At 58.7% G+C, this 23123-nt stretch carries 19 protein-coding genes; 12 read left to right on the top strand and 7 right to left on the bottom strand.

Translation table 11 applies throughout. The features are described from left to right. Positions 1 to 37: 37 nt before the first annotated feature. Genes QEH57_RS23365 through QEH57_RS23350 form a run of 4 tightly spaced genes read right to left on the bottom strand, consistent with a single transcriptional unit; the run spans position 38 to position 3626 of the window. The gene (locus tag QEH57_RS23365) at positions 38 to 550 is read right to left on the bottom strand and encodes a DsrE/DsrF/DrsH-like family protein (protein WP_309009223.1); all 513 of its coding nucleotides are present in this window, start codon (positions 548 to 550) and stop codon (positions 38 to 40) included. A 28-nt stretch (positions 551 to 578) separates the two neighbouring features. Continuing rightward, positions 579 to 896, bottom strand: coding sequence for a TusE/DsrC/DsvC family sulfur relay protein (locus QEH57_RS23360; protein WP_309009222.1), 318 nt, complete (start codon positions 894 to 896; stop codon positions 579 to 581). 44 nt (positions 897 to 940) lie between these two features. After that, positions 941 to 2206 carry an FAD/NAD(P)-binding oxidoreductase gene (locus tag QEH57_RS23355; protein ID WP_309009221.1) on the bottom strand — a complete coding sequence of 422 codons (1266 nt, stop codon included), beginning with the start codon at positions 2204 to 2206 and terminating at the stop codon, positions 941 to 943. 40 nt (positions 2207 to 2246) lie between these two features. After that, entirely contained in the window at positions 2247 to 3626 is a 1380-nt protein-coding gene (locus tag QEH57_RS23350; protein ID WP_309009220.1) for an outer membrane protein transport protein, read from the bottom strand. 106 nt (positions 3627 to 3732) lie between these two features. Between QEH57_RS23350 and QEH57_RS23345 the strand changes: the two genes are divergently transcribed. The 4 genes from QEH57_RS23345 (at position 3733) to QEH57_RS23330 (ending at position 8824) form a co-directional block, all read left to right on the top strand. Next, entirely contained in the window at positions 3733 to 4740 is a 1008-nt protein-coding gene (locus QEH57_RS23345; RefSeq protein WP_309009219.1) for a helix-turn-helix domain-containing protein, read from the top strand. Positions 4741 to 5021: 281 nt separating this feature from the next. Further along, positions 5022 to 6701: a divalent metal cation transporter gene (locus QEH57_RS23340; RefSeq protein WP_309009218.1), complete on the top strand. Its 1680-nt coding sequence runs from the start codon at positions 5022 to 5024 to the stop codon at positions 6699 to 6701. Positions 6702 to 6805: 104 nt separating this feature from the next. Continuing rightward, entirely contained in the window at positions 6806 to 7879 is a 1074-nt protein-coding gene (locus QEH57_RS23335; RefSeq protein ID WP_309009217.1) for a Gfo/Idh/MocA family oxidoreductase, read from the top strand. A 273-nt stretch (positions 7880 to 8152) separates the two neighbouring features. Next, positions 8153 to 8824, top strand: coding sequence for a spermine synthase (locus tag QEH57_RS23330; RefSeq protein ID WP_309009216.1), 672 nt, complete (start codon positions 8153 to 8155; stop codon positions 8822 to 8824). Between the two features lie 242 nt (positions 8825 to 9066). Here QEH57_RS23330 and QEH57_RS23325 read toward each other — a convergent pair whose 3' ends face one another. From QEH57_RS23325 to QEH57_RS23315, 3 genes are all read right to left on the bottom strand, one after another. Next, positions 9067 to 12456, bottom strand: a complete 3390-nt coding sequence (locus tag QEH57_RS23325; protein WP_309009215.1) for an error-prone DNA polymerase — start codon at positions 12454 to 12456, stop codon at positions 9067 to 9069. A gap of 207 nt (positions 12457 to 12663) precedes the next feature. Beyond that, a complete protein-coding gene (locus tag QEH57_RS23320; RefSeq protein ID WP_309009214.1) occupies positions 12664 to 14256 on the bottom strand; it encodes a hypothetical protein in 1593 nt (530 codons plus the stop codon). Positions 14257 to 14466: 210 nt separating this feature from the next. Continuing rightward, the gene (locus QEH57_RS23315; RefSeq protein WP_309009213.1) at positions 14467 to 15171 is read right to left on the bottom strand and encodes a hypothetical protein; all 705 of its coding nucleotides are present in this window, start codon (positions 15169 to 15171) and stop codon (positions 14467 to 14469) included. Between the two features lie 417 nt (positions 15172 to 15588). Between QEH57_RS23315 and QEH57_RS23310 the strand changes: the two genes are divergently transcribed. The 8 genes from QEH57_RS23310 to QEH57_RS23275 all read left to right on the top strand — a co-directional run bounded on the left by QEH57_RS23310 (position 15589) and on the right by QEH57_RS23275 (position 23103). Further along, entirely contained in the window at positions 15589 to 16860 is a 1272-nt protein-coding gene (locus tag QEH57_RS23310) for an ATP-binding protein (protein ID WP_309009212.1), read from the top strand. A gap of 8 nt (positions 16861 to 16868) precedes the next feature. Further along, positions 16869 to 17507 carry an RloB family protein gene (locus QEH57_RS23305; RefSeq protein ID WP_309009211.1) on the top strand — a complete coding sequence of 213 codons (639 nt, stop codon included), beginning with the start codon at positions 16869 to 16871 and terminating at the stop codon, positions 17505 to 17507. Positions 17508 to 18262: 755 nt separating this feature from the next. Further along, positions 18263 to 18511 carry a hypothetical protein gene (locus QEH57_RS23300; RefSeq protein WP_309009210.1) on the top strand — a complete coding sequence of 83 codons (249 nt, stop codon included), beginning with the start codon at positions 18263 to 18265 and terminating at the stop codon, positions 18509 to 18511. A gap of 112 nt (positions 18512 to 18623) precedes the next feature. After that, the gene (locus tag QEH57_RS23295) at positions 18624 to 19022 is read left to right on the top strand and encodes a VOC family protein (RefSeq protein ID WP_309009209.1); all 399 of its coding nucleotides are present in this window, start codon (positions 18624 to 18626) and stop codon (positions 19020 to 19022) included. Positions 19023 to 19227: 205 nt separating this feature from the next. Then, positions 19228 to 20514 (top strand): Gfo/Idh/MocA family oxidoreductase, encoded by a 1287-nt coding sequence (locus QEH57_RS23290; protein WP_309009208.1) that lies wholly within the window; start codon positions 19228 to 19230, stop codon positions 20512 to 20514. A 37-nt stretch (positions 20515 to 20551) separates the two neighbouring features. Next, complete coding sequence (locus QEH57_RS23285) at positions 20552 to 21226, top strand: DUF1080 domain-containing protein (protein WP_309009207.1); 675 nt, start codon at positions 20552 to 20554, stop codon at positions 21224 to 21226. Between the two features lie 18 nt (positions 21227 to 21244). After that, the gene (locus QEH57_RS23280) at positions 21245 to 22759 is read left to right on the top strand and encodes a hypothetical protein (protein WP_309009206.1); all 1515 of its coding nucleotides are present in this window, start codon (positions 21245 to 21247) and stop codon (positions 22757 to 22759) included. A 44-nt stretch (positions 22760 to 22803) separates the two neighbouring features. Then, the gene (locus tag QEH57_RS23275; RefSeq protein ID WP_309009205.1) at positions 22804 to 23103 is read left to right on the top strand and encodes a hypothetical protein; all 300 of its coding nucleotides are present in this window, start codon (positions 22804 to 22806) and stop codon (positions 23101 to 23103) included. The last annotated feature ends 20 nt before the right edge of the window (positions 23104 to 23123 follow it).

The raw sequence follows: 23123 nt of genomic DNA, 5'->3' as shown, positions 1-23123 counted from the left end.
CCCCGTTTGCAAACGATAACGATACCCTTGGCTCCAATCAGGTGAAGATTATCTGAGCCCCTGCGCTCTTTTCATAGAAATCACCCACCGTAATGATTTCCTTAACCTGCGCACAGAGGTCTTCCTCCTTCAGGTGAAACATTTCGAAGGCCGCCTTACAGCCATAGATCTCCCCCCCCGCATCCTCGATCATTTCTATGAACTCGCTGACTGGCGGTATATCCAGCCTATCCATTTCCTTCTTCATCATATGAGTCGCGAAGGAGGACATGCCCGGTATAGCCCCAAGCAAAGTGGGCATTCCCATGGCAGGATTCCCTACCGTTGCGACCTTCAGCTTATCCATCTTCTTTTTCAAGATGGCGTTCATCCCGAAGAAGGTGAAAAAGACAGTCGCTTCGATCCCTTCCATGCGGGCACCATTCGCCATGATCAGCCCGGGATAAACACCATCAAGCGTCCCCTTGGATATGATTATGGATACACGTTTTACCGGCTCGGAGGCCTTGGTCTTCAAGGCGTTTTCTTCTTCCAAAATTGCAGTACTCATTTTTCAGCTCTCCAGTTAATCGTTATCGTTAAATACAGCCTTTTGGCTTGGGAATCCCAGCGATACGGGCAGCCTTCTTCGCTGGAGCTCCAGGGAATAGAGCGTACAACTCCTTCGTGGGAACGCCGCTTTCCTTGGTCAGTCGACGAATGGTCGGACCCGTACCCTTTTCTTCATAGGTCCTACGCAGAAATTCCAACACCGTAAAGTGCCTGTCATTCAGCGATTGGAGTCCCTCCTCCTCTGCCAAGGCTGTCGCCACATCAAGGTCCCAGTCTTTGTAATTTACCATGAAATTTTCATCGTCAAAGGCGACGACCTTTCCTGCTACTTCTCTTTCTTTCATCTTTATACGGTTCGTGTAATTGCGGTTTAAATACAGTTATCTTTTCAGCCCACGTGGGCTAGTTCTGGTTGCTTAAGCAGGTCGACGCGTTTCCCCTTCAGGGACATCGCCGAACCAAATCCCAATGGCCACCCTTTGAGCAGGGCGTGCCAGTAAACGTGGCGGAACATCAACTTCCCCCAGTGGTTCATTCGCGACTCGGCCAACAGAGGCATGGGGCCGACCTTCGCGAACGGAAAGGTACCGGGAAGCGGCTCGGTTTCGTAATTGAAATCGATCAGCATCCCCTTGCCAAAGCCCGTCTCGACAAAGCAGTTGGAGTGCCCATCGAACCTTGCTTCGAGATCCTTTCCTGCGGCTGCAGCGAGTAGGTTTTCCTCGAGGATCTCCGCTTCGAAATGGGCTACCGAACCTGCCTTGGAAGCAGGTACATCGGCAGCATCTCCGATCACGAAGATATTCTCGTAGGCTTCTGCTTGCAGCGTCTCCTTATTGGTTGGAACGAAATTCAACTCGTCGCCCAATCCGGAACGCTCGATCGCATCGCTTCCCATGTTAGTTGGAACCGTGACCAGTAAATCGTAACCCACGGTACGATCATCCCAAGACACGATGCGCTTGTTCGAATTATCCACCGACCCGATCGCAAAATCCGTTTCCACGTGGATGCGCCGATCGGAGAGCATATGCTGTAGTCGCTCAGTGGCGACAGGCTTTGTAAACGCACCCGAAAGTGGCGTCACGTACTGGACCTCCGTCTTGTCGCGCAATCCGTTTTTGCTCAACCACCAATCGGCAAGGAAAGCAAACTCCAGCGGAGCGACCGGACACTTGATTGGCATTTCCGCAACGTTTATTACCAAGCGTCCGCCCCGCCAGTGCTTTAAACGACGGGCCAACTTTCCCGCTCCTTCGAAGGTATAGAATTCATGGACGTCACGCCCCCAATCCTCTCCTTCCATCCCCTCCGTTTCTTCAGGACGTGGAGTCGCACCTGTGGCGACAACGAGCAAATCGTAGTCAAGTTTCGATCCGCCCTCGAGCAGGACCTTGTTGGCCTCAGGGTCGATACGGTCAATCGCTCCCATCACCAAGTCGACCTTCTGCGACAGAAAGCGGGACTTCGGCTTCACGACATCCTTTTCCGAATACACGCCAAAAGGCATGAAGAGAAACCCTGGTTGATAGTAGTGTAGCGGATCTTGATCCACAATCTGAATACTCCACTCCTTCGCAGGCAGTTTACGTGCCATCTTGTTGGCAATGATCGTGCCAGCTGTGCCAGCTCCTAGTATTAAAAGTTTCTTCATCGTTCCATTCTCCTTTTTCAAACGATATTTCCTGTAGTTCCTACTCTCCCCAGAACTTCGAATACATGATTTGGAAGTTCAGTTGCTCGTGGCTGGAAACGACTCCGAAGGCCTCGTTCGTAACCTTATTCTTAAGACCCAGCGAGGCTGACCAGCTGAAGGTCCCCTTGCGACCTGCCTTATGTTCTGCCCCGAAAGTGATGTGGTCTTCCACGGTCGCGGGGAATAGCGGATTCAAGTAGCGCGTAGGGATTGGGCTAGACGCATGATTAAAGCCGATCCGAAATGCGCTATACTCGCGCGGTGCATACTCAAGGCCTATCGAGTAAACCGTTTGGTCATGCCAGCGTTGATACAGTTCCGCGTTCAAATTCATCCCCGCCATAGGTCCGTTGCTAGCCGCATCGTTGGCGACGAAGCTCATGCGGAACGAATCCATAACAGAGGACCATTCCACTTGCTTCACATCGGCGACCACGCTCCAACTGTTGGCAGGACGATACATCACGCCGACCGCATAGGTTGCGGGCCATTGAAAGTCACTGATTGCAACGTCTCCCACCAAGCCCATTTCCATGTAACCCATGGGGCTCGTGGCGCCGACCGATACCCTTGCATCGCTGGTGGTCAAATCGCTCAGCTTAGTGGACGAGTGGTAAACTGCACCAATTCGCAGTTCCGGATTCACTTCATAGAGCACTCCCAGGTTTGCTGCGTACCCTTCTCCCTTGGCTTCGCCAAAGTAGGGGTTTCCATTTGCGAAATCGAAGTACGCGAATTCCGGCATCGCTCCTTCCATTGCTTGAAGCAAAGAGCCCGACGCTTTTCCCGAAATCTGACTCATCGGATTCGCCAAGTCCATGAGTTGCTGTCCCGACATCGCCATGCAGAGATCCATCCCTGCCCAAACAAAATCGACAGAACCACCAACCGCCACGTGCTCATTGACCTGATACGCGTAGGGAATCATCAAACGCCCCACCGATACTTCAGTCATGTTGTCGAGACCGCGGCCCAACCCGAGAAAAGAACTGCCCGTGTACTCGGTTCCCATTCCGCCTTGGCCATAAAGAGCAACTCCGTAGACTTGTTTACCATTGCGTCGGGTGTATCCCAAAGCCGGCATATAAAACGCATCTGCAGCCGAGTCTACCGAACCGAAGCCGGACATTGCTGCCGAAACATCCGGTCCCAAGCGCCCCAAGGCCAGATCCAAACGAGCATCTCGCTTCTGCAATAAAAGAGTTGCAGGGTTATTGACCGGCGCAGCCGTTCCGGTATCAATGGCGGCACCCGCTCCGCCGAGAGCTGTTGATCTCGCGCCGTACCCCTCCATATTCATACCGTTAGTGCCGAATAGGGTTCCCGCCGAAACGACGAGCCCTAGGGTGAGTGAAACGAGGTAAGGGGTCTTTTTCATAACGATTACTAATTTACCACAAGCACAAGATTAGTTCTCCTCGCTAATTGCGAACTGTACCTCACTCGTTGCGAATCTCCGCCTTTTCCCCTATTTTTCGTCAAGAATGCCCTTCACCCTCGAAAATGCCGCCTACTTCGAAACCGTGATCTCCAAGCTCATGAGCACCGAAGACTACCGGGAATACGAAACCGCCTTTCAGGACGCGACGGGGCTGCCCTTAACGCTTGAGCCGGCCAGTCGGCTCACCCTCGCCCTCTGTTCCAAACATCAGAGCCGCACCAGCTTCTGCTCCCTGATGAACAAGGCAGGCCACAGCTGCAGCACCTGCCAAGCCCTCCACCGTGGAATCGAAAGAGAAATGGGCATCGACGAATCCGACTCCCACGAACAAAGCGCCGCCAGTGGGACCACGCTCACCGAAAAGTCCCCCGAAAGCGTTAACGCCGTCTCCAGCGCTTTCGGGGACGCACCCCGCACTTTCGAGTGCTTCGCGGGACTCTGTGAGACCATGGTTCCGGTCAAAGCGGGCAACCAACTGTTCGCTTTCCTCAAAACGGGACAGGTCATGGTCAAAGAACCCAGTCGCGACAATTTTCGCCGGGCCATGTCAAAACTGAGCGAGCACAAACCCGAACAGGAGGTCGCAGCTCTCGAAAAAGCCTATTTTTCCACCCCGATCGTGCCGCCCGAAAAGTACCGGGCCATGACCACGCTACTTAAAAACTACGCCCGTCAGCTCTCTATCGCCAGCGAACGTATCCTCACCGAGCTGGACAACCAAGAGCCCATCGCCATCCGCAAAGCAAAAGCGTATCTGGCGGAAAATTACCAGCAGGCCATCACCCTGCACGAAGTGGCAAACGCAGCTGGCATTAGCCCCTTCCACTTTAGCAAACGCTTCAAGGAAACGGTAGGAATTGGTTTCGCCGAATACCTTTCCCGCCTTCGCGTCCAGCAATGCAAGAAGCTGCTCTGGAACCCCAATCGCTCGATAACGGAAGCCGCCTTCGAGTGCGGCTTCCAGTCCATGGCCTCCTTCAGCCGCGCCTGGAAAAAGTTCGAGAAAGAGTCCCCCAGGCAGTACCGCAAAACCCTGGGCGACTCCGATTAGCAGCGCCCTCCATTCGCACCACCCATTACAAGCAAAGGTGCACGTCGTAACACTAAGGGCCTTTTCAAGGCAGTAGGGTGGGCTTCCACCCCGCCCGCAGCCGTCAGCCCAAAAACCTGGAACCTCAATCCCTCTGCGCCACTAATAAGTATAGAAACTAAACAAACAGTTGCCAAGCGGCAGCTGTTCTCCTTTTTTAAGCCGAAACGAGAACCACCTACCCAAGCCGCCCACCCCGATCGAGGAGCGGCATCAACCCCCAAACAGCACCCCCTCTCCCCATGACCCACGATCCTGACAACACCGCCCAGCGCATCGCCGACGCCCAAGCCCAAGGCACCCTCGCCACTCTCAAGACCTACCTCAGCCTCTCCGGCCCCGGCTGGCTGCAAAGCGCCATCACCCTCGGCGGCGGCTCCCTCGCCGGAGCCCTCTTCCTCGGCGTGGTCGGCGGCTACTCCATGCTTTGGGTCCAGTGGTGCGCCCTCGCCATGGGCGTCATCATGCTGGCCGCCATCAGCTACGTCTCCCTCTCCATCAAGGACAGCGTCTTCCACGGCATGCGCACCCAGATCAACCCCGTGCTCGCCTGGGGCTGGATCCTCGCCACCCTCGCCGCCAACATGGTCTGGGCCCTTCCCCAGTTCTCCCTCGCCTACGGCGCCATCACCGAGAACATCGCCCCCGGACTCATCGGCAACGCCGAAGCCACCAGCACCAAGCTCCTCTTCTCCATCGTCCTCCTCCTGCCCGTGGTCGGAGTCACCTTCCTCTACGGCGGCAAAGGCATCGGCATCCGAATCTACGAGACCATCCTCAAAGTCATCGTCGGCATCATCGTCTTCTCCTTCATCGGAGTCGCCATCAAGCTCGCCCTCGCCGAAGACGGCCTGCCGCTCGGCGAAATCCTCCTCGGCTTCATCCCCAACCCCTCCCTCATCTTCGAGCCCAGCGCCGGCTACCGCGAATTCATCGACAGCATCGCCAACCCCGCCGCCCAACAATTCTGGACCGACACCGTCCTCTCCAAGCAACGCGACGTCATCGTCGCCGCCGCCTCCGCCGCCGTCGGCATCAACATGACCTTCCTCCTCCCCTTCTCAATGCGAGCCAAGGGCTGGGGCAAGACCCACCGCGGCCTCGCCATCTTCGACCTCTCCACCGGCATGGTCGTGCCCTTCCTCATCGCCACCGCCTGTATCGTCATCGCCTCCGGCGCCCTCTTCCACGCCCAACCCTACGAAGGCGTGCTCGTCGAAGAAAACGGCTCCCTCGCCATCACCCAAGACGCCGCCCTCGCCGGCCAGGCCGCCCAGATCCAAGGCATGCTCGACGCCCGCTCCACCGGCGAGCTCGCAGCCGCCCCCATCGAAAACGGCGAGCTGCAAATCGCCGCCATGCTGCTCAACCGCAGCAACATGCAATTCGCCACCGCCCTCGAGCCCCTCGTCGGCCCCACCATGGCCCACATCGTCTTCGGCTTCGGCGTCTTCGCCATGGCCCTCTCCACCATCTCCATCCTCATGCTCATCTCCGGCTTCGTCATCTGCGAGATGTTCAAATTCCCCCACGGCGGCATCCACCACAAGCTCGGCACCCTCGCCGGGGCCGTCGGCATCCTCTGGCCCTTCCTCTGGAGCGGAACGTCCAAAGCCTACCTCGCGGTGCCGACCTCAGTATTTGGATACACCCTGCTCCCCGTCGCCTTCCTCGCCTTCTTCCTCATGATGAACTCCAAAAAGCTGCTCGGCGACGCCCGCCCCACCGGCCGGGCCCGCCTCATCTGGAATATCCTCATGGGCACCAGCCTCGTAGTCACCGGCGCCGCCTCCGTCGCCACAGCCTGGAGCAAAAGCCTCAGCGGCTTCCCCATCGGCAAGGTCTTCCTCATCAGCTTCGGCATCGCCATCGTCATCGGCCACTTCTACCTAAAAAACAAAAACCGTAGCGCTGAGCGTTAGCCAGCGACCGCGCCAGCCCGATCCATAGTGCTGGCCCTCGGGCCACGCCGCGCCAAGCAAACGACAACCCGATCACCCAACATCCCTCAACATCCGAGAAATCTGTGGTTAAAGAAAAAGCATCCCAACCCTACGGAATAGGAATCGTCGGACTCGGCATGATCGCCCAGTTCCACGCCAAAGCCATCGCCGACATGGCCGACGCCAAACTCGTCGCCTGCTACAGCCGCTCCCAAGACAAGGCCGACGCCTTCGCCACCCAGCATCCCTGCGACGCGTATTCAAACTACGACGACTTCCTCGCCAACCCCGAGCTCGACATCGTCGCCATCGCCACCCCCAGCGGCTACCACCTCGAGCCCATCGAAGCCGCAGCCGCAGCCGGCAAGCACATCCTCTGCGAGAAGCCCATCGAAGCCACCGTCGCCCGCACCGACGCCGCCCTCGCCGCCTGCCAAAAGCACGGCGTCAAGATCTGCGGCATCTTCCCCCGCCGCTTCACCCCCGCCGTCGAAGCCACCAAAAAAGCCGTCGACGCCGGACGCCTCGGCCAGCTGACCCTCGCCTCCGCCTACATCAAGTGGTTCCGCACCCAAGAGTACTACGACGCCGACATCTGGCGCCGCATCTGGTCCCTCTCCGGCGGCGGAGCCCTCATGAACCAGTCGATCCACACCATCGACATGCTGCTCCATTTCGCCGGCGACGTCGAATCCGTCTCCGCCTACATGAAGACCGCCACCCACCAAGGCATCGAAGTCGAAGACCTCGCCGTCGCCACCCTCAAGTTCAAGAACGGCGCCCTCGGCACCATCGAAGGCACCACCACCGCGTATTCAAAAACCGGACACCCCGCCCAAGTCCAACTCTGCGGCTCCACCGGTTCCATCTTCCTCACCGACGAAACCCTCACCGTCTGGGACTTCGAAACAGAACTCCCCGAAGACGCAGAAATCCTCGCCAAATATGGAGCCAACGCTCCCAAAGGCGGAGCCGGAGCGGCCGATCCCGGCTCCATCGACTACCGCCAGCACCTGCGTAACTTCCAAGAATTCACCGCGGCCCTTACAGAGGGACGCGAGCCCACCCTCGACGGCCCCGAATCCCGCCGCGCCATCGCCCTCATCGAAGCCATCTACACCTCCGCCCGCCAAGACGGCAAACCCGTCACCCTCTAAGCAGAGACGTAGGAGCGTGCTTCGCAAGTCCGCCATAGCTCGAAGAGCGACGGCTGGGCCACGCTATCCCACAACCCGATCCCGTAGCGCTGCGCTTCAGCCAGCGACCGCATTGCAAGATCCCAAACCGAGCCTTGATCCGTAGGGCTAAACACTCGCGCCACGCCGCATTGCAGGCTCAAAAAACAAACCCTCGCCAAATCCCTCCCCATCTGCGTCCATCCCAAGTTCCGAAACTCAGCGCCCAGAACCCAGCACCCGGAACCAAAACACTTGAAGCCACGCAACAAACTCGCCGAAACCCATCCCGCCACCGGAGGCATCCTCGCCCTCTACGAGCAAGACGGAGCCTACTCCATCAACTTCAGCGGCCAAGAGCTCATGCACTCCAAGGCCTCCGCCTCAGAAAAGCTCCTCGGCAAGCTCGGCGGCGAATCCCTTCCCAAAGACCAGCCCAGCCGCATGCTCATCGGCGGCCTCGGCCTCGGCTTCACCCTCCAGCAAGCCCTCGCCCACTGCGGGCCCGACGCCACCCTCGAAGTGCTCGAGCTCGCCCCCGAAGTCATCGACTGGAACCGCGAACACCTGCAAGAGCTCAACGGCAAGTGCATCGACGACCCCCGCGTGCAGCTCCAAGTCGCCGACGCCACCGTCGTCCTCCGCAAAGCCGAGCCCGAAAGCTACGACTGCATCCTGCTCGACATCGACAACGGCCCCGTCGCCATGGTGCAAAAAGGCAATGCCAACCTGTATTCAAAATCCGGAGTCCGCACCATCAAGTCCGTGCTCAAGCCCGGCGGCTCCGCCATCTTCTGGTCTGCCGGCCCCGACGAAAAGTTCGCCCTCCGCCTCAAGCAAGCCGGCTTCCAAGTCAAAGCCATCCCCGCCAAAGTCCACGAAGGCGCCAAACGAGCCGCCTACGTCCTCTACCAAGCCACCAAGTAAGTCCCCGTAGCGCTGAGCTTTCATGTCCGCCGAAGCCTTGGCGAAGGTGGAAGCCCGCGACCACGCTGCAGGATCACCCAGCCATTCCATAGGGCTGGCACTCGCGCCACGCCGCATTGCAGCGTTCTCCCTACTCCCCCAGATCCACCCAACAATCTGAGTAATCTGCAGGGCAAAAAAACCGAACGCCACACTTCGTGCTCCCTTCGTGCCCTTCGTGGGCACCCCCCCCTCACCCCCCTCTAGTGAAAATCATAGCTCCGCGCCGCCGGAGTGTCCCCGGCCACCAAGGCCTCGATCCGATCCGCCTTCACATGCGTCACCCCCTTGTGTCGCTGCAGCGCGCCCGAGATCACTAAAAACTTCTCCTGCGTAATCGTCAGGCGATACTTCTCGAAAAGCTGCGGCAACACGATCGAGTTCGAAATGCCCGTTTCGTCCTCCATCGAGATAAACACGAAGCCCTTCGCCGTGCCCGGCCGCTGACGGCAAATCACCTGCCCCGCCACCTTCACCCGACTTCCATTCGGGGTCGTATCCAAATCGCAAGCGCGCCACACGCCGGCCAACTCGCTGCGCAGCGACGCCATCGGATGCTTGCCCACCGTCACGCCCACCCCCGCGTAGTCAGCCTGCAAACGCTCCAGATGCGTCATCACCTCCAGCGGGCTCAGCTCATCCTCCGGTTCCTCCACGAACGCGAACAAGTCATCCTCGTCCAACAACGACTCAACCTCCCACAACGCCTTGCGCCGATCCCCGCAAAAGCAATTCAAGGCCCCGATCGAAGCCAGCTGCCGCAACTCCTCCTTATTGAACTTCGTCCGAAAGCGAAAATCCTTCAGCGAGCGAAACGGCCGCTTGTCTCGCTCCGCCACCAACGCCTTCCCCTTTTCCCGCGAAAGCCCCTTCACCATCACCAGCCCCAAGCGAATCTCCCCTAGACCGGTAGCGTCCGCCGTCCCAGCAGACACCCCAACCCGATCCCTATCATCTCCCCTTCGTGAATCTTCGTGTCCTTCGTGGGCACTCAGCCCTTCACTCTTCACTCTTCCAATTTCACCCTTCGCCGCACCAGCGGCGGCAACACACTCCCAGCGCGACTCCATCACGCAAACCGCCCTCACCCGAATCCCCCGCCGCTTCGCGTCCTGGATCAAGGTCGCCGGAGCATAGAAACCCATCGGCTGATTATTCAGCAGCCCCACATAAAACTCCTCCGCGTAGTGACACTTCAAATACGTGCTCACGTAAGCGAGCAGACCGAACGAAATCGCATGGCTCTCCGGAAACCCATAGTGAGCGAAGCTCGACACCGATTGCACCACGCTCTTCACCTTATGCTCCTCAACGCCTCGATCCCGCATCGCCTTCACCAGCTTCCCCAGCACCTTGTTCATCCGCTTCTCGTTCGTGCTAAAGGTGCTCACCGCCCGCCTCAGCTCCTCCGCCTCCGCCCCGCTGAAGCCCGCCATCACCATCGCCACCTTCAAGATCTGCTCCTGAAAAAGCGCCACCCCCAGCGTCCGCTCCAGCACCTCCACCAAACGCTCGTCGATGTACTCGATCTTGCTCGGATCCTCCCGCCGCTCCAAATAAGGATGCACCATCTTCCCCTGGATCGGCCCCGGGCGAATGATCCCCACCTCCACCACCACGTCATAAAAGCATTTCGGCTTCATGCGCGGTAGGGTCGCGATCTGGGCCCGACTCTCGATTTGGAAGACCCCCACCGTATCCGCCCGCTGCATCATCTCAAAGGTCGCCGTATCATCCTTCGGGATACGAGCCATATCGATATCCACGCCCTTCCGATTCAAGGTCTCGATCGTGTCCTGCAACACCGCCATCATCCCCAGTCCCAGCAAGTCCACCTTCACGATCCCCAAATCCTCGCAATCGTTCTTGTCCCACTGGCACACCGACCTCCCCGGCATCGACGCCGGCTCCAGCGGCACCACCGTATCCAACGCTCCCTGACAAATAACCATGCCCCCCGAATGCTGCCCCAAATGCCGCGGCAAGCCCAATACCTGGGAGCTCAACTTCGCCAAAGCCCGAGCCCGCGGATGCTCCTTCTCGATACCCGACTTCTCCAACTGCTCCTCGAAGTCCACCCCATGCGCAGAGTTATGGCTGCCAAACAGCGACGAAAAGCGCCCCAAGAACTCCTCCTCGAAGCCCAGCACCTTCCCCACCTCCCGGGCCGCGCTCTTGCGCCGATACGTGATCACGTTCGCCGTCATGGCCGCCCCATGCCGCCCGTAGCGACGATACACCTCCTGGATCACCCGCTCCCGCCGCTCCCCGCTCGGCAAGTCGATATCGATATCCGGCCAGCTCCGCCGCTCCTCGTTCAAAAACCGCTCGAACAACAAGCCCGCCCCCACCGGATCCACCGGCGTGATCTCCAAACAAAAGCACACCACGCTATTCGCCGCGCTGCCCCGCCCCTGAGCCATGATCCCCTGCTCCCGACAAAAGTTCACCAAATCCCAAACGATCAAAAAGTAGCCCGAAAAGCCCAGCTTCGCGATCACCGCCAGCTCATGCTCCATCTGCCGCCGCGTCTTCTCGTTCGGCTCCCCGCGGTACCGCTTCCGGGCTCCCTCCCAAACCACCTTTCTCAAAAACGTATCCATCGACTCACCACGCGGCACGTCATAGCTCGGAAACTCGTAACCCAAGTTCTCCAAGCCAAACTCCACCCGCTCCGCAATCCGCAACGTATTGTCCAAAGCCTCCGGAATATCCCGAAACAAATGCCGCATCGCCTCCGGCACCTTCACGAAACGCTGGCCATTCCGACTCAACAAGCCCCCCGCCCCATCCAAGGTCACCTTCTCCCGCAAGCAGGTAAACACATCCATCAAAGCCCGTCCCTGCGGCCGCGCATAGCTCACTCCGTTCGTGGCCACCACCGACACCCCCTCCGCCGCCGCCAGGTCCCGCAAGCCCGCCACTAGCCGATCCTCGCCCCGCTCATGCCGCCGCTGCAGCTCCACGAAAACGTTCCCCGACCCAAACAGCCCCTTTAGCTCCGTCACTCGCTCCCACATCCCTGCCCTGTCTCCACGTTCCCAATACGGACGCAACACCCCTTCCTCGTCCCCCGTCAAAGCCAACAGTCCCTCGACTCGTCCGGCCAAGTCCTCCCAAGCCACACGCCCCTCCCCCTTCTTCAAGCCTTTTGTGGGAGCGTGCTTCGCAAGTCCGCCATAGCTCGAAGAGCGGCGGCTGGAGTCACGCGATCCCCCAACCCGATCCTCAATAAGCCCATCCCTGTAGGGCTGGTGCTCGCGCCACGCCGCACCAACCCGATCATCCAGATCGCCCAAATGTGTATCCGTCAACAAACGACAAAGATTCTGATACCCCACCCGCGACTTAACGATGACCGGCAAAGCCGTGCCATCCGCCATCGGAAGCTCGCAGCCCACTATCCCCTTCACGCCCAGCTCGCGGCACGCCGCATGAAAGCGCGCCGAACCATAAACTCCGCCCCGATCGCAAAGAGCCATCGCCCCCACGCCCCGATCCGCGCAAGCCTCCGCCAATTCGTCCGGCTGCGACGCCCCCCTCAAAAACGAAAACGCCGACCGCCCATGCAACTCCACATACCCCTCACTCATAGCAGGTAGGAGCGACCTTGCTCGCGAACACGGAGCCAGATGCAAAACTCCGACAAACAAAGAAACCCAAAGCACAAAACAAGCAGCCCCCCCTTTGTGACTTCTGCGCCTCCTGCGGTTAAAACAACATTACCCATCCAATCCTTCATCCTCTCCAAATCATCTGCGTCCATCTGCGTCCATCTGCGGGCAAGAAACAACACAGCCTCAATACTCCCCATCCACGCTCCATCCCTGTTCGTCCTTACAAATCCGATACACGCCTCCCTTGTTCAGTTCCACGTCCCACTCCACGCGATTCCAACTGCCCGCCTCTTCCCACCAATGCCCGGAGTGCAGCCATGGCCCCCGCGCCGCCTTCACAAAGCCCGACACCTTTTCGCATTGTATCCAGATCGGCTGACGCCCCTGAAACTCCACCGACGCCCTCAGCCCCGGCCGATACCGCCTTAGCGGCAGACCGAACATCCGCCCCAAATCCAGCTCCCCCACCGGCGGCACCGAGGCCGGCAGCGGTTCCAGCCGCACTCCATCCGGACGCCCCTCCTCCTCCAGCGCCGGACGCCCCACCCGGTCCTCCCCTACGATGCCCGCCACCCGCGACAAAGTCTGGGTAAAGCGATACGGATTCTTCAAGCTGCTCTCGAACAAGCCCAGCTGACGCTGCTTGAAGTCCACCACCTCCAAATACAAGGCCATCCGCGCCACCGGCGAATCCGTTTCCACCGCCTCCAGCCGCGACGCCAAAAGCGAAAACAAAGCCGCACCATCCGCCGTCGGCTCCGGCAGCTTCTGCTCCACCACGATCGGCTCCCCATACGCCAAGCCCAAATCCACCCGAGCAAAGGCCGCCACCTTGTGCGCCATCCGCATCCTCACGCACAAGGTATCCAAGAAACGCCTCAACAAGAACAACAACGGATCCACCGAATCCACGTCGTATTCAAATTCCCAAGACTCCTCAAACTCCGCCGGCAGCTCCGCCAACGCCACTACCCGCTGCTCGCGCCCCGTCACCCGATCCCAAAGCGTCAAACCCTCCACGCCCAGCCGCGCCCCCACCGCCGAGCGCCTCAGCTTCGCAAAAGCCGACACCGTCCGCACCCCCCACTTTCCCAACACATCCAACAAGCGATCCGAGCCCCCGACATTCCCAATCGGCATCTCATCCATGAACGCTTCCAAGCCCACACTTCGAACGCATGCAGCCCCCTGCCAAGAAGCAGAGCCCACCAGCAACACTCCCCCTCCCGTCTCAGACACCGTTCTCGCCGCCAGCCCCGCCACCACGCAGCTCTCCGCCACGCCGACGCCCACGCCCACACTCAGTCCCGCCAGCTCCGCCACGATCCGCTCGCAACGCTGCAGCGACTCCTCCAGCTTCGCCCCCCGCAAATCCACCAGCACCTCGCCCGTGCCCTCCCGCTCCACCCGCGGCGACAGCGAATAGGCCAAGGCGAACAACAACTCCTCCAGCGACGCCTCCGCCTGCGGCGAGCGATGCCTCACCACCAGCCCCGGACAACGCGCCAAAGCCTGCGGTACCGACAGCCCTGCATGCACGCCCTCCCGCTCCGCCCCCTCGGTCATCTCCAGCACCACCGGCTTGCGCGCCTCCGCATCCACTACCACCAGTAGGGCTGGCGCTCGCGCCACGCCGCAATGCCCCTCAAGCCGATCCCCGTAGCGCGGAGCTTCAGCCCGCGTCCCCTCAACCCGATCCTCTCGAAGGTCGCCGCCAACATCCCCTCTCAAAACCGCCTGCAGCGCCAGCCTAGGAATTTGCAACACCGCGAACATCTATATACCTCCGTATCTATTTTTTAAGCACAAGAAGCACACAAGACACAAAGCAGGCGGCATTCCTTTTGTGGCTTCTGCGCTTTCTGTGGTTAAATTCCCCACTCCCAAATCATCTGTGTAAATCAGTGACATCAGTGGTTAAAAAAGTTATCAAGCATCTCCTCCCCCAACCTTCGCACCCCTTCGTGAACTCCATGGGCAAACAAATCACCCCACCGCTCTCCTCACCAGCTGGGCAAAGCCCTCGCGCTCACGCACACGCTTCCTCAACACCTCGAACTCCAGGCCACCGCCCAGCTCGCTCACGCTCATATCCATATTTTCAATACTCATTCGCCCTTGCAGCCGCACCCGCACCTGGGCGCTCGGAATAAAAGGACGCGGCGTAAACACGCACACGAAAGCCCCCGAGCGCTCCGCCAAACGCTGCAGCCGATACCAGTCCGCCGCCTTCACTCCACGCAACTCCCGCTCCCCGCAGCCCCGCACATCCACCAAGACCATGCCCAAATTCTCGTCCCGCAGCAACGCGTCCGCCACCTTCATGGCCTCCCCCGCCGAGCGGCAACGCGCCCACAGCAAGTGCTCCAGCAGCTCCCTCGGCGCCGACTCCGGGTCGAAGCCGTCCGCCCCGTCCACCAAAGCCGCAAACTTCTGCTCCCGACGCATCCCCGCCAGCAAGTGCAACAGCAGCACCTGACCGCCCGAACTCGCCCCGCTCTCCGCCAGCTCCGTGAGCAGCCCCGAGCGCAAGCCCCCATCCAGGGCTTCGTCCAACGAGTCGACACCAGTCCCTAGAGTTTCCGATTCAGCCGGCGCCACGCGCTCAACTCCCAGCCCATCAAAGGCTTCCTCCAGACTGGCCGACTCCACATCTGCACGAGCGGTCGCCATGCCATCATTCCACTGCATCCCAGGGCCCGCGTCAACGCCCGCCAACGCCCCCGAATCCGCCAAATTCCTAGGCTCCTCATCCCCAATAATTTGCCCCTCAAAAAAAATCACTTCGCCCGCTTCCGCCATCTCCCCCCAAGCTACACCACCCCCTCGGACATCCGCCGTCCAAGGCCCAAAGCAAACCCAACAGAAGGCTGTGCTCGTTGCCCCAGCGAGAAAAGGCCTCTACAGACGAAACCTCCCATGCCTTACTGCAGCGAAGCGGAAGGATCTTGGCTAGAAACGGGCGTTGTTAATTGGAAAAAACTTATCATCTGCACAATTCCACAAGCTATCCATACAAAGATCGCTATCACCAAATCAACAAGAACAACCATAACTATTGGTTTTTATGCTTGTTTCTGCATTTTTTCTGCATAAACCAAACAAAACATGCTCATTTCTTTTTCAGTTGAGAATTTTCGCTCTATTCGTGACCGGCAATCCCTCATAATGCATGCAGCCAAAGGCGACAACCACCTCGCCCATAGCCATGTCGTGGAAAAAGCTGGTAACAGCATTCTGAAAACAGCCGCTATCTATGGAGCGAACGCCTCTGGTAAGTCCAATGTCATCAATGCGATGATTTGGATGAAGCGATTCATAGTCGAGGCGATCTCCGAGAAGGTTGAATCACCCGAGATACCAGTCGAGCCATTCCGGTTACAAAGATCATCGGTGAAAAAGCCATCGGTTTTTGAAATCGAATTTCTCGTGGGTGAGATTCTTTATCGTTACGGTTTCGCCGTGAACACAAACGGAGTGCAAGAAGAATGGCTTTTCCGCAAGAGACCGAAAAGCAAACCCGCAGAAATCTTTTCGCGACAAAAGCAGGAAATAAAAACGAACACATCCCAAGAAAAGGGATTAAAGCCCTTCGCTGAACGAACACGCCCGAACACACTATTCCTCAAAGTATGTGCCGAATTCAACTTCTCATTCGCCGAAGAAATAATGAATTGGCTAAGAAGGTTTAGAAATATTTCCGGTCTTAGCGACGAAGGGTTCGTTCGTTACACAGCTAAACGCATAAGTAAAGAATCCCATAGAGAAGAACTTCTAGAATTCATCCGTAAGGCTGATTTCAATATCTGCGATATACGCAGCGAGCTTGGCCCATTAACCGATGAAGACATACCGCCAATTCTCTCATCTGAAATAAGAAAAAAGCTCCTATCAAGCTCTGTATCCAAAAGTGATATACTAACCAGCCATAGCGTTTTCGACAACAGTGGAAAAATCGTCGCAACAGAAGAATTTGACCTCAAAAAGGATGAGTCAGAAGGTACCCGAAAATTCGTTGCTTTAGCAGGACCAATCCTTCACACAATAGAAGAGGGTTCTATATTGTTGATCGATGAGTTTGAAGCACGCTTACACCCCAACCTCACGAAATCAATTTTGCAATGGTTCCAAGGACCGCAAAACCGAAAGGGTGCACAAATCGTCTTTGCTACGCACGATACAGGATTGATGACACCAGAACTAATGAGACGTGACCAAATTTGGTTTTGTGACAAAGATGAACAAGGGGCAACCACCTTGTTTTGCCTCGACGAATTCGACAAACAGGACGTGCGAAACACCACAAAGTTTAATCGTCAATACCTACAGGGAATTTTTGGGGCAGTTCCTCGTATCGCCCTAGAAGAGTTTGCGGTATAACGTCCTCTATGCCCCCACATCAATACCGAAAGAAACGCAGCCCTGCCCGCCGCACAAGAACGCGTAAGCTAAAGCGCTACTTGATCGTTTCGGAAGATTCGAAAAGTAGCTTGGACTACTTCCTATCGTTTCCAGTCGATAAAACACGAGTTGAGGTAGTCCCAGAGGGTGGTGCGGGCAATACAATTAGCGTAGTTCAGAGAGGAGTTGAGCTTCAAGAGATAGCCAAAAAAGAAGGTAATCCTTTTATTCACGTTTACTGTGTCTTCGACCGCGACAATTTCCCTATTCAACGTTACCAACAAGCATTCGAATTGGAGAACCAACACACCGATTTGACTGCAGTATGGGCGAACGAGTGCTTCGAATTATGGTACCTTCTACACTTCGCCTACCATGATACAGGCATTGGGAGGCATGATTTGATGAACCGCCTTAAAACAAAGAACCGGCTCGGCCATGTTTACCAAAAAAACGACGATCAACTATACAACGAGCTAGTAGATAAGTTGGACGCCGCGATCAACAATGCAAGCAAACTGCTATACGAGGCAAAGAAACGTTCTCCACAACGTTTTTGGGACGAAAACCCATCTACAAACATTCAAGAGCTGGTGCTAAAGTTGCGGGATCTAAACGATCTCTAATAGGTTTATTAGTCCGATGCACACTCCCAAGAAGCAAGAATAAAAGGTCTCTACAAGCCCCCAAGCGACTAGGGTTAACCGACTTTCGAATCGATCGCTTATAAGCCACCCGTCAGTATGCGTCGGATACACAAACACAACGCAACGTTCTTATCCATGACAAACCGACTCCGATTGATCGCCGTTCTCTACACAAGCTTCGCCATGCCCACGAGCGCAGCCCCACCCCCGAGCTCGTCCCACTCCCTTCCCACACAGTGCACAGCCAACTAGAAACAGGAGCCTACCACACCGAGGTCGATTCACGCTCAACAAACACCTCTGACTAAAGGGACGCGCAGCTCCTCTGCGAAGTGCTGGTTGCTCAAACCGCCAAAGAGGTAGCTTTTCATCAAACCGAAAAAACAATACAGCTCCCCTCCTCCAATCAATGTCCCCTAACAAAGCCATGCCTCGAATCCTCCTCTTGCTCACTCTCCTCACGATTCCTTTCGCCCTAGGAACCGAGCTTCCGAATCCACCCAGCGGATACACCTGGAAGCAAATCCTCGACGAGCAATCCGCCCTCCTCGTCCCCGCAGGTTGGCATTTCAAGTCCCAGCACGGAAAGAACACCGACGGATTCTTCGTATCCAAGGAAAACATCGACACAGAGGGAAAGTTTGAAACCGGACTTTCCCTGAACGTGATAAGACAAGTCGAGCGCAGCACCGGCCTAGCCCCCCAGCCAGTACTCGCTAGCCATTATCGCGCAGATGCAAAAGAGCAAAAAGGTGCTGCTCGCCGATTCCCGCAACGCCGGCCCCTTCCAAGCGTTCACCCTGAGGCACCTCGACTCGCAACCCAAGCTGCCTGACGTCATCGTTCACAACCTCTTCATCGCCAACGACCAGACCGGCACCCTCTGGTACTACATCTTCGAAGCCCCTGAGAGCGAATGGGAATCCGCCTGGAAAACCGGCGACACCCTCCTGAGCAACCTGCTCATCGAATCCGAAATTTAGACACCCTCGTCGACCAAGACAACGGCGTCCTGCTTTGTAGTTACAATCCAATACAGAAACGACAAGCCCCAAGCGACCACCCTTCACCGGCGAACGCCAGCGCGACACGAAAATGAAAATCGAACCCAAAGCCCAGCTCACAGCCTCCTCGCCCGTCCTGCTAGTGAAGGACGTCGTAGCAGCAGCGAACCACTACCGAGACGCCATGGGATTCCAGTACGAGCGCTTCTGGGGCGAGCCGCCCAATTTCGTCATCCTGCAGCGCGACGGATTGCACGTAATGCTCCGCCAAGCGGACGACCCCAAGCACGTGGTGCCGCATTGGACCGTCGCCGACAAGCTCTGGAACATCTACTTTTGGGTCTCCGATGTCGACGCCCTCCACGCCGAGTTCGTGGCCAGAGGAGCCACCATCGACTACGGCCCCTGCCAGCAACCCTACGGATGCCGCGAGTTCGGCACCCAAGATCTCGACGGACACGACATCGGATTCGGCCAGCTCGTCGATTGAGCAGCCCGCCACTCAACTCTCCTTCGCTCCGCCATCACGCCCCCACCAGCGCGTATTAGCGGATAGCATACGCGGCGCCCCCGAGCCTGCAAAGGCGACAGCGCCGCAAACAGAGGCTTGGCGCCACTGCCAAAGCCTGCCAGTCTGCCGATCGAATCCTGCCGCCTAGCGGCTATCTTCCAATCCCACCCCCCCAAAAAAACAGATGAACCTATCTCGTCGCAAATTCGTTGCCTCGGCCGCAGGCACGCTCGTCGCTACCAACGCCGTCCTCAGCAACCTCTCCGCCGCTACCCGCCCCCTCGGCCGCAAGAAAGCGAAAGTCGCCATCGTCGGCTGCGGGGGACGCTCCCGGCGCGACAGCGCCAATTTCCAGAAAGCCTGCGAAATGCTGGGGCTCGAAGCGAAATGGGTCGCCCTCGCCGACGCCTTCGAGGACCAAGCCTTCGAGCTGGCCGACAATCTCGGCGTCGAGCGCAGCAAGTGCATCGTCGGCTGGGACGCCTATAAAAAGGTAGCCGAGTCGGACGCGGAGTTCGTCATGCTCATCACCCCGCCCAATTTCCGCCCCCTTCACTTCGAGGCCATGGTGGCCGCCGGCAAGCATGTGCTCATGCAAAAGCCGGTAGCCGTCGACGCCCCCGGATGCCGCCGCATCATCGCCGCCGGCGAAATCGCCCAGCAAAAGGGCCTCTCCGTCCTCTCCGGCACCCAACGCCGCCACACCTTCGGCTACCTCGAAAACGCCGCCAAGATCAAAGCCGGCGCCATCGGCGAAATCCTCGGCGGCACCGTGAGCTGGAACGGCACCGTCCCCTGGATCAAGGAACGCCAGCCCGACTGGTCCGACGCCGACTACCTGGGACGCAACTGGCTCAACTGGTCGGAAATGTCCGGCGACCACCTCGGCGAGCAGCATGTGCACAACATCGACGTCGCCAACTGGTACCTCGGACGCCTCCCCCAATCCGCAGTCGGCTTCGGCGGACGGGCTCGACGCGAAACCGGCAACAACTACGACTTCTTCAGCCTCGACCTCGATTACGGCGACGGCGTGCACATCCACAGCCAATGCCGCCAGATCAGCGGCACCTACACCCGCGTCAGCGAATTCTTCCGCGGCACCGAAGGGGAAGTCCTCGGCGGCGGAAAGCTCAAAGGCAAGGACGTCTCCATCCCCGAAATCCCCTTCGAAGACAAGGACGGCAACGTGCAAGGATTGATAAACTGGATACGGGCAGCCCGCACCGACTCGACCCTCAACGAAGCGCGGCAGATAGCCGAGTCCACCGCCGTCGCCATCATGGGGCGCTACGCAGCCTACACCGGCGACTTCGTCCGCTTCAGCGACCTGATGGCGAATCCAAAATCCCAATACTACGACCTCAAGGTCAGCGTTCAAGCCGAAGACTTCGAAAACGGCAGCGTCGTCCTCCCACCGGAAAACGTCGTCCCCCTTCCCGGCGACGGAGCTGAAATCCGCCGGAAATAAGCCGCGACTCCCGCCCCCACCCCCAAAAGGAAACAGAATGCTCCCCAAAACACTCGCAGCCCTAAGCCTCGCTGCAGCCTCCCTCTTCGCCAGCTGCGCCGACTCGGAAACGCGGTGGACCTCCCTCCTGCACGACAACGACCTCTCCAACTGGACCTACGACATCAAGGACGGATCCCCGCCCGAAAGCATCTACTCCGTAAAGGACGGAATCCTCTCCGTAAACGGAGCCGGCAAGGACGTGGCAGTGATGCGAACCCGCGAGGTATTCTCCAACTTCGAGCTCGAATTCGAATGGCGCTGGCCCGGCAAGCCCGGCAACAGCGGCTGCCTCATCTACTGCACCGAACCCCGCTACCTCAACATCTGGCCCAAGTCCCTCGAAGTCCAACTGGGCCACGGCAACGCCGGCGACCTGATCTTCATCGGCGAAACGATCGACGTCACCGAGGCCCAAATAGCCAAGGTCGATCCCGCCCGTGAAAACGACTGGCGAGTGCGCCTGCGCCACAACCTCACCGACGGCTCCGAAAAGCCCGCCGGCGAATGGAACCATGCCCGCATCGTTTCCGACAACGGAAACGTGACCGTCTTCATCAACGGCGAACTCGTCAACAAAGGCTGGAACGCGAGCGGCCGGGCCGGCAGTATCTGCTTCCAAGCCGAAAAGGCCGACGTAGAATATCGATCCATCCGAATCGCGCCCCACTAGACCGGCCCCCCTTTTCCCATGAAATCCACTTTTACCTACCTCGCCTCCATCCTTATCGTCGCCCTGCTCAGCGCCCTGCCCTACGTCTACAAGCGAGGCTTCGCCGCCGGAGCGGAAAGCGCCCAAGCCGCGGCACCGCCAGGCGACGCCCCCAGCTCCCAGCGAACTCCCGGACAAGCCACGCCCACCCACTCCCCCGCGGAACAATCCGCCCCCGGAGCAGCCACCGCCCCCGCGTCCCCAGCCGTCGAGCTCTCCCCGGAGTCCCAGGCCATCGCCCGCAAGATCGCCCAGTTCAGCCCCTCCACCTCCATCGACAACGCCCTACGACTCTGGTCCGAAATCGAGGCCCTGCCCGATGGCCCCGTCAAACGGGAGCAACGCGAGACCTTCCTCAAAGCCTTCGGCCAGTTCCACGGCGAAGCCGCCTTCATCGCCATGCTGTCCGACGACAGCCCCAACGCCTCCAAAAGCCTCGGCCACCTCGCCGCCGGCTGGGCCCGCAACGAACCCGACGCCGCCTGGGCCGCCCTGCTTGCCGCCTCCAACAACGGAGCCATCCAAGGCATCAACCTGCGCTCCGTCATCGCCGAAGTCGCCCAAACCGATATCGGCAGCGCCGTGCAGATGATCAATGACCTGCAAGGCGCCCGGCGCGACCGCGAGTTCAAGACTCTCGCCAACAACCTGAGGTCCACCGAAAACTTCCAAGCCATGCTCGATATCTCCCTGGAAATCCCCGACGACAAGTTTCGCGAACGCAGCATGGCCTCCCTCTTCGACGCTTGGTCCGACTTCGACTTCGACAGCTCCCTGGACGCCATCAACAGCCTGCCCGACCCCAGCCTCGCCAAGAGCTCCATGCACGGCCTGCTACGCAGCTGGGCCCAGCGCGACGGTAGCGAAGCCTTCGCCTACGCCCTCGAAAACCAAGGCGACCCCAACGTAGCCGGCACCCTCACCGCCGTAACCAAAAGTTGGTTACGCAATTCATCCGCCTTCGAAGTCAACGAAGTCTTCGATGCCCTCGACGCCCTCCCGGACCGCGACAAGACCATCTACGACCTCGCCAGCGACCTCGTAGCCGCCGATCCCGAAACGACCCTCGCTATGGTTCATGAAATCGAGGACGATCGCCTCCGCCAGCGCACGCTCGGCAAAGCCATCTACAACTGGAGCCGCAACGACCTCGACAGCGCCGAAAGCTACGTCTTCAGCCTCGAAGACACCCAAGCCCAAGCCAACATGCTCACCACCCTGTCGCGCAATCGCATGCAGGAAGGAGGCAGCCTCGACCCCTACGCCCAGGCCATCAGCCAGCTGGAAGACGCCAACGACCGCCGCCGCGCCCTCATCGGCCTCAAGCGCAGCCTCGACAGCCTCGGCACCCAGGCCAGCCAAGATCAAGTCGCCGCCGTAGACGGGATCCTCGAGCAATTCTCCAGCGACATGGAAAACGTGACCTTCATGCCCAACGGCGGCGTCCGTATCCAAAATACACGCGCAAATCGCGTCAGGACCAAAAAGCCCTAGCGACGCGCTCCGCAGCCCGTTCGACTCGCACCGGAAATCCAACCATGAACAAGAAAATCGCAGCCATCACCCAAGCCGACAACTGGTTCTTCTGCCAAGAGAGCGAAGACCGACGCACCCCGCACCGCTTCACGCGTCTCAGCGTATGGGTCGCCTACGAAGACGGCACCACCACCGGCCTGCTTTCGACCCACCAGGGACCGGACTTCTCTCTCGCAACGCCGCCCGCCGGTAGCGACGGATTCTACATCCACTGGGACGAGCTCAATCCCGAGCAAAAGAACGAAGCCCTCCTGCAGGGAAAGATCCCCAACACCAGCCACCCCGGATTCCAGGAAGACTAAGGGCGCCTTCCCCCTACCGC

This window comes from Pelagicoccus sp. SDUM812005 (assembly GCF_031127875.1).
GTDB lineage: Bacteria > Verrucomicrobiota > Verrucomicrobiia > Opitutales > Opitutaceae > Pelagicoccus.
This window is presented reverse-complemented; position numbering and strand designations above follow the sequence as displayed.

Excerpts from the sequence above, each read along its gene's own strand:
- QEH57_RS23365 (WP_309009223.1), bottom strand. The coding sequence starts at position 550 with ATGAGTACTGCAATTTTGGAAGAAGAAAACGCCTTGAAGACCAAGGCC.
- QEH57_RS23325 (WP_309009215.1), bottom strand. The coding sequence starts at position 12,456 with ATGAGTGAGGGGTATGTGGAGTTGCATGGGCGGTCGGCGTTTTCGTTT.
- QEH57_RS23315 (WP_309009213.1), bottom strand. The coding sequence starts at position 15,171 with ATGCAGTGGAATGATGGCATGGCGACCGCTCGTGCAGATGTGGAGTCG.
- QEH57_RS23310 (WP_309009212.1), top strand. The coding sequence starts at position 15,589 with ATGCTCATTTCTTTTTCAGTTGAGAATTTTCGCTCTATTCGTGACCGG.
- QEH57_RS23360 (WP_309009222.1), bottom strand. The coding sequence starts at position 896 with ATGAAAGAAAGAGAAGTAGCAGGAAAGGTCGTCGCCTTTGACGATGAA.
- QEH57_RS23280 (WP_309009206.1), top strand. The coding sequence starts at position 21,245 with ATGAAATCCACTTTTACCTACCTCGCCTCCATCCTTATCGTCGCCCTG.
- QEH57_RS23350 (WP_309009220.1), bottom strand. The coding sequence starts at position 3,626 with ATGAAAAAGACCCCTTACCTCGTTTCACTCACCCTAGGGCTCGTCGTT.
- QEH57_RS23290 (WP_309009208.1), top strand. The coding sequence starts at position 19,228 with ATGAACCTATCTCGTCGCAAATTCGTTGCCTCGGCCGCAGGCACGCTC.
- QEH57_RS23300 (WP_309009210.1), top strand. The coding sequence starts at position 18,263 with ATGCAAAAGAGCAAAAAGGTGCTGCTCGCCGATTCCCGCAACGCCGGC.
- QEH57_RS23355 (WP_309009221.1), bottom strand. The coding sequence starts at position 2,206 with ATGAAGAAACTTTTAATACTAGGAGCTGGCACAGCTGGCACGATCATT.
- QEH57_RS23345 (WP_309009219.1), top strand. The coding sequence starts at position 3,733 with ATGCCCTTCACCCTCGAAAATGCCGCCTACTTCGAAACCGTGATCTCC.
- QEH57_RS23295 (WP_309009209.1), top strand. The coding sequence starts at position 18,624 with ATGAAAATCGAACCCAAAGCCCAGCTCACAGCCTCCTCGCCCGTCCTG.
- QEH57_RS23340 (WP_309009218.1), top strand. The coding sequence starts at position 5,022 with ATGACCCACGATCCTGACAACACCGCCCAGCGCATCGCCGACGCCCAA.
- QEH57_RS23305 (WP_309009211.1), top strand. The coding sequence starts at position 16,869 with ATGCCCCCACATCAATACCGAAAGAAACGCAGCCCTGCCCGCCGCACA.
- QEH57_RS23275 (WP_309009205.1), top strand. The coding sequence starts at position 22,804 with ATGAACAAGAAAATCGCAGCCATCACCCAAGCCGACAACTGGTTCTTC.
- QEH57_RS23320 (WP_309009214.1), bottom strand. The coding sequence starts at position 14,256 with ATGTTCGCGGTGTTGCAAATTCCTAGGCTGGCGCTGCAGGCGGTTTTG.
- QEH57_RS23285 (WP_309009207.1), top strand. The coding sequence starts at position 20,552 with ATGCTCCCCAAAACACTCGCAGCCCTAAGCCTCGCTGCAGCCTCCCTC.